The 12943-nt window shown below is 32.0% G+C and carries 13 protein-coding genes; 7 read left to right on the top strand and 6 right to left on the bottom strand.

What is annotated here, in order from left to right; genetic code table 11:
- Position 1: 1 nt before the first annotated feature.
- Both OLM52_RS10845 and OLM52_RS10840 read right to left on the bottom strand, forming a co-directional pair.
- Positions 2-610 (bottom strand): DUF5017 domain-containing protein, encoded by a 609-nt coding sequence (locus tag OLM52_RS10845; RefSeq protein ID WP_264548529.1) that lies wholly within the window; start codon positions 608-610, stop codon positions 2-4.
- An 11-nt stretch (positions 611-621) separates the two neighbouring features.
- On the bottom strand, positions 622-3414 hold the full coding sequence (locus OLM52_RS10840; RefSeq protein ID WP_264548528.1) for a TonB-dependent receptor: 2793 nt from the start codon (positions 3412-3414) through the stop codon (positions 622-624).
- 139 nt (positions 3415-3553) lie between these two features.
- Here OLM52_RS10840 and OLM52_RS10835 point away from each other — a divergent pair, with 139 nt between their 5' ends.
- The 3 genes from OLM52_RS10835 (at position 3554) to OLM52_RS10825 (ending at position 6940) form a co-directional block, all read left to right on the top strand.
- Positions 3554-4669 (top strand): endonuclease/exonuclease/phosphatase family protein, encoded by a 1116-nt coding sequence (locus OLM52_RS10835; RefSeq protein ID WP_264548527.1) that lies wholly within the window; start codon positions 3554-3556, stop codon positions 4667-4669.
- Positions 4670-4762: 93 nt separating this feature from the next.
- Positions 4763-5302, top strand: coding sequence for a 3-hydroxyanthranilate 3,4-dioxygenase (locus tag OLM52_RS10830; RefSeq protein WP_264548526.1), 540 nt, complete (start codon positions 4763-4765; stop codon positions 5300-5302).
- 87 nt (positions 5303-5389) lie between these two features.
- Positions 5390-6940 carry an aldehyde dehydrogenase family protein gene (locus OLM52_RS10825; RefSeq protein WP_413614414.1) on the top strand — a complete coding sequence of 517 codons (1551 nt, stop codon included), beginning with the start codon at positions 5390-5392 and terminating at the stop codon, positions 6938-6940.
- A 134-nt stretch (positions 6941-7074) separates the two neighbouring features.
- On the opposite strand, the gene OLM52_RS10820 is transcribed toward OLM52_RS10825, so the two are convergent.
- Both OLM52_RS10820 and OLM52_RS10815 read right to left on the bottom strand, forming a co-directional pair.
- Positions 7075-7776 (bottom strand): hypothetical protein, encoded by a 702-nt coding sequence (locus tag OLM52_RS10820; RefSeq protein ID WP_264548525.1) that lies wholly within the window; start codon positions 7774-7776, stop codon positions 7075-7077.
- Between the two features lie 155 nt (positions 7777-7931).
- A complete protein-coding gene (locus OLM52_RS10815) occupies positions 7932-8507 on the bottom strand; it encodes a PhnA domain-containing protein (protein WP_264548524.1) in 576 nt (191 codons plus the stop codon).
- 91 nt (positions 8508-8598) lie between these two features.
- Between OLM52_RS10815 and OLM52_RS10810 the strand changes: the two genes are divergently transcribed.
- Positions 8599-8973, top strand: coding sequence for a carboxypeptidase-like regulatory domain-containing protein (locus tag OLM52_RS10810; RefSeq protein WP_264548523.1), 375 nt, complete (start codon positions 8599-8601; stop codon positions 8971-8973).
- A gap of 49 nt (positions 8974-9022) precedes the next feature.
- Here the strand turns inward: OLM52_RS10810 and OLM52_RS10805 are convergent, their stop codons facing one another.
- Both OLM52_RS10805 and OLM52_RS10800 read right to left on the bottom strand, forming a co-directional pair.
- On the bottom strand, positions 9023-9520 hold the full coding sequence (locus tag OLM52_RS10805) for a DUF6646 family protein (RefSeq protein ID WP_264548522.1): 498 nt from the start codon (positions 9518-9520) through the stop codon (positions 9023-9025).
- Between the two features lie 41 nt (positions 9521-9561).
- Positions 9562-10296 (bottom strand): metallophosphoesterase family protein, encoded by a 735-nt coding sequence (locus tag OLM52_RS10800; RefSeq protein WP_264548521.1) that lies wholly within the window; start codon positions 10294-10296, stop codon positions 9562-9564.
- Positions 10297-10450: 154 nt separating this feature from the next.
- Between OLM52_RS10800 and OLM52_RS10795 the strand changes: the two genes are divergently transcribed.
- The 3 genes from OLM52_RS10795 to OLM52_RS10785 are packed head-to-tail and all read left to right on the top strand — an operon-like array spanning position 10451 to position 12912.
- Positions 10451-10663, top strand: coding sequence for a hypothetical protein (locus tag OLM52_RS10795; RefSeq protein ID WP_264548520.1), 213 nt, complete (start codon positions 10451-10453; stop codon positions 10661-10663).
- A 20-nt stretch (positions 10664-10683) separates the two neighbouring features.
- Entirely contained in the window at positions 10684-10860 is a 177-nt protein-coding gene (locus tag OLM52_RS10790) for a hypothetical protein (RefSeq protein WP_264548519.1), read from the top strand.
- Between the two features lie 45 nt (positions 10861-10905).
- Positions 10906-12912, top strand: coding sequence for a tetratricopeptide repeat protein (locus OLM52_RS10785; protein ID WP_264548518.1), 2007 nt, complete (start codon positions 10906-10908; stop codon positions 12910-12912).
- Positions 12913-12943: the final 31 nt, after the last annotated feature.

Here is a 12943-nt window from a genome sequence, read left to right as displayed (position 1 = left end):
ATTAATTTGATGAGTAAATTTTAATTTTGTCTACTTGGAATAATCCGTCAAGACTTGTGCTATTTCCTGTTGCTTTAAATGCGATGTGAATATTTCCTGTGTATGCAGATAAGTCAATATCTCCTGAAGGAATGTATGTGTATCCATTCGTTGTATTATCTGCAACAGTAGCATTTAATGGAACCCAAGTTGCTGCTAAAACATTTGTTCCGTCAAAATCAGTTGAAATAAATACTTCTAACTTATTGTCTGGATTATCTACAAAGTTTGTAGCAGATTGAAAGGTTAATACTTCTCCAATGTTTTCGTCCATATTAATTGCTGGAGTAATAGCCCAACCAATGTTTGAAGCCTGACCACTTCCAAATGAACTAAATTGAATATAGCCATCGTCATTGAAATCTCTTTCGGTCCAAAGTCTAGTTCCTGCTTCTGCAAAATTAACCCAACCGGTATAGTCAAAATTTTCGTTGAAATTGATTTCATTAAAATCTTCAGAGAAGATTACGGGTTTCAATGTAGGGATGGCAAAATCGTCTTCTCCTACACAACTTGATAAAACAACAGCTGTTATTACCAAATAAACGGATTTAAAAAAAGTATTTTTCATAGTGTATTTTTTTAGAAATTAATGTAGAAGTTAACAAAAAACGTTCTTCCATACCCATAGAAATATTTTGGTCCAAAAGCACGAGTGCCACTTGCTAAATCTTGTTGTAAATCAGGATAAGTTGCTTTACGTGATTGTTCAAAACCACCTGTTTTATACTCAATATCAAAAACATTGTTTATAGAGGCAAAGAAACCTACAGTATTACGATTAGCTTTACTAATTCTCCAAGATTTTCCACCAGTTAAATTTACTAATGTAAAACCATCAAATTCTTCTTGTTTTAGTACTTCTCTAACAGTTTCTTCTGTTGCTCCAGGGAATGAAACTCCTGTGCTACCATCAATACTAAAATTGTCAGTTCTTAAAACACTTGAAACATCTAAATAGGTATTTCCAAGGTAGTTAACATTTGCTCCAACCCACCAAAAATTAGGGTCTCTATACTCTAAACCAAAAGAAGCTGCTGTTTGTGGCATTCCCGGTTGACGGTAATTTTTTAGATATACCGTTCCAAAATCTGTAATTGGATCATTTCCGGTAGCTGCAATATTATCGTCATTAGTTTTTAATTTTGCATTGTCTGAATAGATATACTGGCCATATGACGCAGCTGCTGTAGCTTTAATTGTTGGCGTAATTTGGTATTCTAAACCTAATTCTACACCCATATTTTGTTTTTCAATTCCAGAAACGATTTCACTTACAAATGAATCTTCGTCACCTTCAGTATCTCCAATGTTTTCTGCGTAGAAAAACGAAATTTCTGTTGCGTCTTGGATTTTAGAATAAAAACCAGTTAAACGACCTTTGAATTTTGGTGCTCTAATGATATAACTACCATCTGCACTTACCACTGATTCGCTAGTAATATCTGGAGTAATTACATTGTTTAAACGAGCGTTAGAAAAAGTGTTTCTTAAAGTTGGCGCTTTTGTCATGTAAACCCCGTTGAAATCCAATAAATGTCTTCCTGTAAGTTTGTAAGTTAACCCTCCTTTAAATCCAAAATTTTCAAAAACAATTCGATCACTTTTGCCTAATGAATTATCAGCATAAATACCATTTCTGTATATACCTTCTCTTTGATATTCTGTTCTTGAGAAAGATTGTGCTAAATAAAAATCAGCTTTGTCGTATGTGAATTTAAATTGTGTAAATCCATCAAAAGTTAAAGCGTGTAATAAATAATTGTATCCATATTTATCACCTTCAACTACTTGTCTGTTAGGGTTATTTAAGTCTGGTTGTGCTGCATCTCCCGTGAAGAATTGATCAACATCTGAAAAATATTGTCCTCCTAAAAGATCTAATAAATTTTGGAAGTTGTGTGATCTTAATTTTCTGAAATTAGCACCCGCATTTAAACTGATATTATCAGAAAGACTTGAGTTTAAAATAGTATTTGCGCTTAATAAATTATCGTCTGTTCTATCTTCATATAAAACATAAATACTTCTACCAGAATTAGCGCTATTTTGATTGGCTAAATACATAGCAGTCCAATCAATTTGACTATTTGTTAAAAAATAATCTTTTGCTATTGCTGCTTGTGCATAGTTAGGTTGCCATACACCACCAGCAGTGTGGTAGTTCAAATAGTAACTTGGTAAATTTCTGTAATAAGTTGGGTCAGGATTGTTTCCGCCTTGGAAATCTAATCTTGAGTTTCCTATAGAACCAGTTTGAAAAGCTACATTTGTATTTAAAGTAGTTCTTTCAGATAATTTCCAATAATGCGATAACATTGTAATAGGTTCCTCTAAATCTTTGTCTCTAGAGTTACGTTTTTTACCATCTTGCCATCCCCAATATGAGTTATATTTCACTCCCATTAAGTCAGTAACTTCCTTAGTGTTTGGTGAGTTTTTACCTCTACTGTTTTGAGCATATATTGCAGTTAAGTTTAAACTGTGCTTGTCGTTGAATTTTTTCTCAACACTTGCAAATAATGAGTTTGCAGCATAATCAGTTCCTTCAAAATAACCTTCTTCTGCCCATCTTCTTGAAGCTGAAACCACAAAAGCCCAACCATCTTTATTCATCCCAGAAGCATGAGTCCCCATTAATCTCCAACTATAGTTAGTGTTTGTTCCAGACATCGAAATTCTTGAACCTGGACGGTAAAAAGAAGCTCTAGTATTTATTTCTTGTGTTCCTAAAATACCACCAAAAGTATAATCTGAAGGTTTAGATCCCATAGTAAACTCTTGGTTTCTAGTAGCGTCGTTTAAGCCTCCCCAGTTACCCCATTGTGGTCTACCATCATAAATTTTATTCATAACGATACCATTAATCATGGTCGTTCCGTTTTCATTATCTAATCCTCTAATTCTAAAACGCGCTTGTCCCCAGTTGAAAGCCGCCGCTTGTTGGTAAGTATCTCGAGTTGCTTGTAATAAACCAGCAGTACTTTCAGACCCACTATTATCATCACCTAAGTCGTTCTCTGTAATTGTTACTAAACTTAATTGTTGTTCAGATGTGATGTCTTCTTCTAAAAGAACTACACCTAAATCTAATGTTTCACCATCTGCAGAAGGTTCAATCACAAACGTTTGTTGTAGATACCCCGATGTTTTTATAATCAACACCTGCTCTCCAGCTGGAATAGATTGAAACACAAAATTACCATCAAAATTTGTTAAAACTGTTTGCGTTGTGTTTCGAATTTCAGCAACAACATTTTGTAATGGTTTTTGATTTTTAGCATCGATAACCTTACCTTTTAGGGCTGGATTTTGCTGTGCAAAAACAAAAACAGCTTGCAGCACTAGTAAAGTGCTTAATACAAGTTTTTTCATAAAGAATATTATAATTAATACTTATTTAACGTTAAGTACTTTTAAACTTAACAGCCTGCAAATGTATAACTTTTAATAATATTATTTACCTTTGGCACCCAATTTGTACTAAACTTGATAATAATATAACATACATTTTATGAAAATTAAACATCTAATTGCTGCTTTTGTAGTTGTTTTATCTGTAAACAATGCATTTTCTCAGGATAAAAAATTTAAAGTGCATACTATAGCATTTTACAATTTTGAGAATCTATTTGACACAATTAATGATCCAGATACTTATGACGAAGAATATACGCCTGTTAATGGTTGGACTTCTAAAAATTATAAAAAGAAATTAGACAATTTAAGCAAAGTGCTTATTGAATTAGGCACAAGCGAAAGTCAAAAAAATTCTCCTGTTATTATTGGTGCTTGTGAAATTGAAAATAGAAGAGTGCTTGAGGATTTAGTAAAACATCCAACGCTTATTAATAAAGGATATAAAGTAGTGCATTTTGATTCACCTGATAAACGTGGAATTGATGTAGGGTTTTTATACCAAGAAAAACACTTTCAACCTACAAGCTATACGAATGTTCCTTTGTATGTATATGAAAATGAATCAAAAGAGAAAAGTAAATCAAAAGACGAAGCGGATGAAACCGAAGAAAATGTTAACTACGACAAAAAAACCAAGCGTATTTACACACGTGATCAACTTTTAGTAACGGGTTTACTTGACGGAGAGGAAATCAATGTTATTGTTAATCACTGGCCATCTCGTTCAGGTGGAGAAAAAAGAAGTAGTCCATACAGAGAAGCTGCAGGAAGATTAAACAGAAAAATAATGGATTCTATCATTAAAATTAACCCAAACGCAAAGTTTATAACTATGGGAGATTTGAATGACGGTGCCTACAATAAAAGCGTAAAACAAGGCATTGGAGCGAAACTTAAAAAAGAAGAATTAAAAGAGCCTAGAGATGTTTACAATCCTTTTGAACAAATGGCAAAAGAAGGTCACGCTTCATTGTTCTACAGAGATTCTGGTGATATTTTTGATCAAATCATGGTTAGTGAACAATTCATTTCGAAAGACAAAAACGATTATTCAACGTTCAAATATTGGAAAGCAGGAATTTATAATAAACCGTTTTTAATCCAAAAAACCGGACAATACAAAGGATACCCTTTACGAAATCAAAACGGAGTTCCAGGATTTTCTGATCACTTTCCGGTGTATATCTACTTGCTTAAAGAAGTGAAATAAAAATTCAGTAATAAAATAAAAGGTTAGTTTGTAACAAAAAGTACAGCTAACCTTTTTTCTTTTTAGTAACTTTACTTTTTAAATTTAATGACAATGGCAATCGCAAAACCGTTCAACTTGCAAAAGTGGATTAAAGAAAATAAAGAGTTACTTCAACCACCCGTAAGTAACAAAAATTTATATGTTGAGTCTGACGATTATATTGTAATGATTGTGGGCGGACCCAATGCCCGTAAAGACTATCACTACAACGAAACGGAAGAATTGTTTTACCAATTAGAAGGTGAAATCACCGTTTATATTCAGGAAGATGGCAAAAAGAAAGCCATGAAACTTTCGGAAGGTGATATGTATTTGCATCCTGCTAAAGTACCACATTCTCCTGCTAGAACTGAAGGTTCGGTAGGTTTGGTAATCGAAAGAAAACGCGCCGGAAAAGGTTTTAATGATGGCTTACTTTGGTTTTGTGACAAATGCAATCATAAATTGCACGAAGTGTATTTCGAATTGCATAACATTGAAAAAGATTTTCTACCGCATTTCAGCGAATTTTATAATTCGGAAGAAAAAAGAACCTGTAAACAATGTGGAACTATAATGGAAACCAACCCAAAGTTTACGACAAAGAAATAATCGCAACGTAACATAAGCGACTTTCTATTTAAAATATATTTTCTACATTTGTAGATATTTAACAAAAACCGATAAAAAAGTTATAAAATGATATCTGAAGCAGCTATTCAATTTGGTATGCAAGAAGCTTTGCAACAATTAGGCATTAAAGAAATTAACGAAGGAACTTCTACTGGAACCAAGTGGTTTTCTAACGGAAAAATCATCGAATCATATTCACCTGCAACAGGAGATTTGATTGGAAAAGTAAAATCTTCAACAAAAGAAGATTACGAAACAGCTATGAGTGCTGCAGAAGAAGCGTTCAAAACATGGCGTTTGGTTCCTGCTCCAAAAAGAGGGGAAATCGTGCGTCAAATGGGCGAAGAATTACGTAAACATAAAGAAGCTTTAGGAAAACTAGTGTCTTTTGAAATGGGTAAATCATATCAAGAAGGTCTTGGAGAAGTTCAAGAAATGATTGACATCTGTGATTTCGCAGTAGGTTTATCACGTCAATTACATGGTTTAACGATGCATTCAGAACGTCCAATGCACAGAATGTATGAGCAATGGCATCCGTTTGGAATTGTTGGCATCATTTCGGCTTTCAATTTCCCAGTAGCGGTTTGGTCTTGGAATACCATGTTGGCTTGGATTTGTGGTGATGTTTGTATTTGGAAACCAAGTTCAAAAACGCCTTTATGTGGTGTAGCGTGTCAAAACATCATTCAAACCGTATTAGAAAGAAATAATTTACCAGAAGGAATCAGCTGTTTAGTGGTTGGTAACGAATCGGGTGATTTAATCAATAACGACAAACGTATTCCATTAGTGTCGTTTACAGGTTCTACAAGAATTGGTCGTCACGTATCAAAAACGGTTGCTGAGCGTTTTGGAAATACTATCTTAGAATTAGGTGGAAACAACGCAATTATCGTTTCTCAAGAAGCCGATTTATCAATGGTATTGGTAGGAGCTGTTTTTGGAGCGGTAGGAACAGCAGGTCAACGTTGTACGTCAACACGTAGATTAATTGTTCACGAAAGTGTGTACGATAAAACCTTAGACGTTTTAGCAAAAGCTTACGCACAGTTAAAAATCGGAAATCCATTAGATGCAAACAATCACGTGGGTCCACTTATCGATAAAGGTGCAGTGCAAGACTATTTAGATGCGATTGAAAAAGCAAAAGCAGAAGGCGGAAGAGTAATTGTAGAAGGTGGCGTTTTAGAAGGAAAAGGATACGAAAGCGGTTGTTATGTAAAACCATGTATTATTGAAGCTAAAAACGAGTTCGAAATCGTACAACACGAAACTTTTGCTCCTGTTTTATATGTAATGAAATACAGCACAATTGAAGAAGCAATTGCCATGCAAAATGCAGTTCCTCAAGGATTATCTTCTTCTATCTTTACCAACAATATGAGAGAAATGGAGTTATTCCTTTCTGCTGCGGGTTCTGATTGTGGTATTGCTAACGTAAACATTGGAACTTCTGGTGCTGAAATTGGTGGTGCTTTTGGTGGTGAAAAAGAAACAGGTGGTGGCCGTGAATCAGGTTCTGATGCATGGAAAGCCTACATGAGAAGACAAACTAACACCATTAACTACGGAACAGCGTTACCATTAGCACAAGGTATTAAGTTTGATTTTTAAATAAGTGATTAGTGAAAAGTAATTAGTGATTAGTTACTTTTTGGATATAGAAAAACCCTGCAAATTTTTGCAGGGTTTTTTGTTTTTTTATGGGTAAGGAATACAATTCCGAGCTATCGGATATTTTGTACTTATCACATTTTCTTGTAAATCATATCTTTTTTTCGAATTAATTTTCTGTTTTTTATTTCAACTAATTCATTATTAAAAAATTCGTAGTTAGAATTTTCATACAGATTTACCTCGAAAGTTCTAGCATTTGTATCTTTAACGTGATATGTATAACTTTTCCTGAATGTTGATATATTTAGTAATTTAAAATCCTTTGGTTTTTTAAATTTTATTTTTCCATTATTATCCATTTGGAGGATGCTATCATTATCATTTAATTTTAATATTGCATAATCACTTGGTTTATTGTAATAAAAATCAAAAACTTTTAAAGTTACTATATCGGATTTAATCTTATTAATTTCTTTTACAATAATTGTATCAGTCAAATAATCATTATAGCTATTTAGAATTATTACATTATTGTTTTTTTGTATCCAATTACCATTTGTTATTGTTTCTGATGACTCTGCATTATGTATATAACAAAAAGTTCCATTATTTTTTAATTTAATTGAAGATTTCACTAATGAACTTCCATAAATAAATTCAACTTCAACTTCATCTTTTTTAAAAATCGTATTACTACATCCCGAAAGAAAAATAGCGACAAATATGCCTGAAAAAAGATTTTTCAAATACATGCGTTTGTTTTTATTAATATATTTTTTAAACAAGTCCATTTCTGAGATACGATGTTTTATGGTGTATTTTAATTCTAACAAATATACCAAATTAGTAAAACCAAAAACCCCACAAATCAAATTTGCAGGGTTTTCTATGTTATTCTGTCAAGCTGAACTTGTTTCAGCTTCTCTTTTTAGATTCTGACCCGAGCTTGCGAACTGACGAAGTAAACGAGTTCAGAATGACAAAAGAATTACTTCGTTTTCTTCACGTACTGTGTTAAAATATAAATATTTTGGTTTTCCACTCTACCTTCAATAAGGTTTGCGTCGTCCCAAACTAATTTTATGTTGTGCACGGCTGCTCCACGTTTTGCAGTAAAGGTAGCGCCTTTTACATCTAAATCTTTAATTAATACAACGGAGTCCCCATCTAATAAAGTTACGCCGTTGCTGTCTTTATGTACAATTTTGTTTTCGTCTTCTTCTTCGCCTTCACCGGTAGCTTTTGCCCATTCTAACGCTTCTTCATCCAGATACATCATCTCTAATAAATCAGTGTTTTTTAAACGCGCTAACATACGCCAAGATACAATTTGAACGGGTAAATGCTCACTCCACATACTTTCCGATAAACCTCTCCAGTCTTTTTCATCGGTAGTTTCTGGATTTTCAATTTGATCTTTTAAGTGTTTTGCAATTAAAACACTATTTTCAACCGTTCTTTCATTGGTTGGCGGCAATACATAAACAACTAAGTCATGTTCAGCACCACTAATTTCGCAAACTGAACCACTACGGTCTTTCAGTTTTCTTTCTATTACACTCATTTTGAATGGATTTTACGTAAATAAATAATTTGGAGCAAAGTTATAAATTGAAATTAATTATCTTTGATTATTCGATTAAAATCTACTTAAAATGAAAAAATTACTCTTAATTATAGTTTTATTGCCTTTTTTGTTGGCTACGCAATGCGATAAAGAGGATAATGGAATTGCTTGTACTGAAGAAGCAAAAGCGGGTTTAAATATCACTATAAAAGATGCTGAAACAAATGTGTATTTAAGCGATGGTGTTTCTGTGATAGCTACCGATGGAAGTTATACAGAAACCTTAGTGAGTTTTGATGTTGCAGAACCCATTTTTTCGGGAGCTTATGAACGAGAAGGGAATTATACAATAACAGTTTCAAAATCGGGTTATGTAACTTATACGTCTGAAATTATAACGGTAACTTCAGATGTTTGTCATGTCATTCCGCAACAAAGAACCATCTTACTCCAGCCCGAATAAAAAAAGGAAGCCATTAGACTTCCTTTAATAAATATGTTTTTTACATTTTTTACAAATTGAATGAAGCTCCAAAAGTAAAAACAAATTGGTTGTTGTAATGTTCAAATCCGTTGACATCAGAATCGTAACGTGCTAAAGGAGCAAAGGCTTCAGTATACAATCCAAAACCATCTGTAAAAAAGTATCTAAATCCTAAGTGTGCTCCAAAATTTCTGGTTCCTAAATCCAAACCGGGATAAACATCCATTTTAGGATCTAACCCCATTACACTACCAATATTGGCATTAAAACGTGCTTTAATGTCAGCTCTATCTTCAAAACGAGCTTTTTCACCTGCTATCTCTTTTGCATTTAATAAGTATGTGGCAACAAAACCAAACGACATGTTTTCTCCCAATCCAAAATCAACGGTTGAGGTAATTCCGGTTCCACCATCTTGAAAATTAGCTCCAACTTGAAATTTTGTATCTCCTTTTCCTTTAAAAGCTTGCGCATTCGACATTTGAACCGCTGTAAGCATCGTAATTACTAATAAAATTTTTTTCATTGTTCTGTAGGAATTAATTAAGTTGCAAATATAAGACTATTTTAGTTTCTACCTTTTTCATTAGGGTATAAATCGGGTAAAGCATCACTTTGCCAAAATTCTTTTGTATCCACATCCATTAGGGTAAGTTTTCCTTTAAAAGCGGCACCAGTATCAACATTCCAAACATTTGCAAAACGGACAGGGATATTTTCCCCAATTTGGGTAACAGGTGTATGACCAATAAATATTTCTTCGTATAATTTTAATCGTTTAGGATAGTAAATATGGTCTTGTGCAAGGGTTTTATCTAAACACATAACCATTTCCCAAAGCGTTCTATCCCAATAAAATGTTTCATTAAAATATTCGTTTTCAATCCCTTTACTATTACTAAATCCAGCATGAAGAAACAGTTTGTTGTTTTCGTCAAGATGGTAATTATGAAGTGATTTTAAGAAGTTTATGTGTTTTTTTTTGGTTTCGGCATCAATATTTTGATACGAAAGTACCGTAGCTTGGCCACCGTGTTGAAACCACAATTTTTCATTAAATTTTTCGTTATTACCTAATAACCAATCTAATAGAAGTTCGTCATGATTGCCCCGAATAAAAATACAAGGTTGTTTTTTTTCTAATTCAATCAAAAAATCTAATACAGCTGGAGATTCACTCCAACCATCAACAAAGTCACCTAAAAAAATTAACGTATCTTTTGGATCAAAATTAATTTTTTCAAGCACTTGAAGTAACGCTTTTAGACCTCCGTGGATGTCTCCGATGACAAATTTTTTCATAAAAACTCAATAAACACTGGAAAAAAAAAGTGAAAAAGTACAGAAAATCTGTAACATACTTAAAAAAACGATTTGTATTTTTATACTGCAAAAAACGACAATTTTTTTAGATTAAAACAAAAAAACAAAAAACAAACATTAAAATTCAATCCCAATGAAAAACACAGTAAAATTATTCAGTTTATTAATGGTTAGCTTAGTATTATTTTCATGTTCAACAGATGAGCAAGATGCAGATTTAGAAAGAGCCATTAAAATGTCAGAAAATATGCAACAACTGCAAGCTAGAGAAGGAGAAGAAATAATCAAAACCGATAGTATTGCAAGAGAAGAAACAAATCCGGTAATTGTAGTAAAAAAAGATTAATAACGTAAAAAGATTATAATATGAAAACTATAGTATTATTAATAGTAAGCTCTTTGTTCTTGTCAAATATGCCAAACAACAAAGAAAATGATTCAATTGAAAAAGTAATGGCTTTTAAAATTGAAAAAACAGATAAAATTAAAGTAGAGAATATTGTTAACTCAAGAATGCCTATAATAATTGTGAAAAACGATTAATTATTATCTATAAACTGTAAATTTGTGCAAAAGCAAATCTTTTAATTGAAACAGATAATAATTTTATTTGGTTTTCTTTTTCTCGTGGGATGTAATTCTAACGAGAATAATCCTGTTATTCAAAAAAAATTAGATGCTTATTTTGAAAACAGTTCAAATGTGAATTTGGACAAGGAAATTCGATTAAAATATATTGATTCTGCTAAAAATGCTATTCAAAAAGCAAGCGATAATGATTCCATAAAAATCAAAAATTATTTTAAATTAGCAAATCGTTACTTTATTTTATTAGAGTATGAAAAATATAAAGAAACTACTAATACAATTTTAGAAATTTCTACATCAAATAAAGATTCTTTAAACATAGCCAAGGCCGAATATTATTTAGGAGATTATTATTTTTCTCTTTCTAAAAATGATAGTGCCTATTATTATTATTTAGGAGCAGAAAAGAAGTATGAAAAAATTGATGATAAGTCTAATTTAGCAAGAACAATACTTCACAAAGCCTATATTTTACTCTACGAAAAAGATTTCTTAGGAAGCGAATCAGAAACTATAAAAGTGCTTAACATTGCGAAAGAAATTAAAGATGAATCGCTAGTATATGAAAGTTATGTTAATTTAGGAAGTTCTTTATCGGGTTTAGGAAACTATGAAAAAGCTTTGGAATATCATCAAAAAGCATTAACTCAAATCAAAAACATTGAAGACGAAAATTACAAGCCAGTTTTTCAAGCTCAAACTTTAAACAATATAGGTTTTGTCTACTTAAGCATTAACAAATTCAATGAAGCAAGTCAAATTTTTGCGGAAGGATTAAAAATTGAAAATCTCAAGGATATTCAACCGGTTTTATACGCATCTTTGGTTGATAATTATGGATATTCGGTCTTTAAAATTGATAAAAATAAAGGCTTACAAGATTTTCAGAAAGCTTTAGCAGTTAGAGATGAAATTGGAGATATACTTGGAAAAATCAACAGTCGAATTCATCTTACGGAATATTACCTCTCTCAGAATGATACCCTAAAAGCACTTCAACTGAATAGCGAAGCCAACAAATTAGCCAAAGAATCTCACTACAATAAAGAGGTTTTAGTAACATTAGATTTTTTTACTAAATTAATTCCACAAGAAGGTTTATCCTACGCAAGAGAATATATTAAATTAAATGATAGTCTTCAAAAACAAGAAAGAGCTACTCGAAACAAACTAGCCCGAATTGAATTTGAAACTGACGAAATCATCTCTGAAAAAGAAACACTTTCCAACCAACGAAAAATTATTTTAATCACTTCGTTACTGATTATCTCATTTGGGTTTTTATTGTATGTTATTCTATATCAAAGAAGTAAACACAAAGAATTGGTTTTTACGCAACAGCAACAAGAATCAAATGAAGAAATCTATAGGTTGATGCTTAATAATCAAGAAGATATAGATGAGGTTCGAAGTAAAGTAAAACGAAACATTGCTTTAGAACTTCATGATAATATTCTAAACAGATTGGCAAGTACTCGCCTTAATCTATTTGCAATTTCTAGAAGACAAGATGAAGAAACCATTAAAAAAGCAATAGAACACATTGATTCTATTCGAGAAATTGAACAAGAGATAAGAACATTTTCACATGAATTACACAGAGAATCAGAAATAAATAAAAGTAATTTTAGGAATATTCTAGAAGAACTTTTAAAGAATCAAAAAGAAATTTATCCCGCTGAATGCAATTGCGATATCTTTTTTGATGACGCAATGAATAATATGAGTCCCGAAATTAAAATGAACGTTTATCGTATCATTCAGGAAGCATTTAACAACATCAATAAATATGCTAATGCCACTAAAATTGGATTGGCTCTTGATGTAGAGAAAGGTTTTTTACATTTAGAAATCAACGACAATGGCGTGGGTTTTAATGTGAAAAAAGTTAAAAACGGAATTGGTCTAAAAAATATGAAAAATAGAGCAGAAGCTATGAAAGGCGAAATTTCAATAGTATCTGAAAGAGACAAAGGAACTACCATAAAGTTAAAAATTCCGATATAATTAAAAAAAAGTTTAAATTTGAAATAAATAC

Origin of the sequence: Flavobacterium sp. N2820, assembly GCF_025947285.1 — a bacterium.
Lineage (GTDB): Bacteria > Bacteroidota > Bacteroidia > Flavobacteriales > Flavobacteriaceae > Flavobacterium.
The sequence above is the reverse complement of the archived record's forward strand: the minus strand, read 5'-3'. Positions and strand labels throughout refer to the sequence as shown.

Coding starts and splice junctions, on each gene's coding strand:
- OLM52_RS10835 (WP_264548527.1), top strand. CDS start 3,554: ATGAAAATTAAACATCTAATTGCTGCTTTTGTAGTTGTTTTATCTGTA.
- OLM52_RS10830 (WP_264548526.1), top strand. CDS start 4,763: ATGGCAATCGCAAAACCGTTCAACTTGCAAAAGTGGATTAAAGAAAAT.
- OLM52_RS10845 (WP_264548529.1), bottom strand. CDS start 610: ATGAAAAATACTTTTTTTAAATCCGTTTATTTGGTAATAACAGCTGTT.
- OLM52_RS10815 (WP_264548524.1), bottom strand. CDS start 8,507: ATGAGTGTAATAGAAAGAAAACTGAAAGACCGTAGTGGTTCAGTTTGC.
- OLM52_RS10795 (WP_264548520.1), top strand. CDS start 10,451: ATGAAAAACACAGTAAAATTATTCAGTTTATTAATGGTTAGCTTAGTA.
- OLM52_RS10805 (WP_264548522.1), bottom strand. CDS start 9,520: ATGAAAAAAATTTTATTAGTAATTACGATGCTTACAGCGGTTCAAATG.
- OLM52_RS10800 (WP_264548521.1), bottom strand. CDS start 10,296: ATGAAAAAATTTGTCATCGGAGACATCCACGGAGGTCTAAAAGCGTTA.
- OLM52_RS10790 (WP_264548519.1), top strand. CDS start 10,684: ATGAAAACTATAGTATTATTAATAGTAAGCTCTTTGTTCTTGTCAAAT.
- OLM52_RS10825 (WP_413614414.1), top strand. CDS start 5,390: ATGATATCTGAAGCAGCTATTCAATTTGGTATGCAAGAAGCTTTGCAA.
- OLM52_RS10810 (WP_264548523.1), top strand. CDS start 8,599: ATGAAAAAATTACTCTTAATTATAGTTTTATTGCCTTTTTTGTTGGCT.
- OLM52_RS10840 (WP_264548528.1), bottom strand. CDS start 3,414: ATGAAAAAACTTGTATTAAGCACTTTACTAGTGCTGCAAGCTGTTTTT.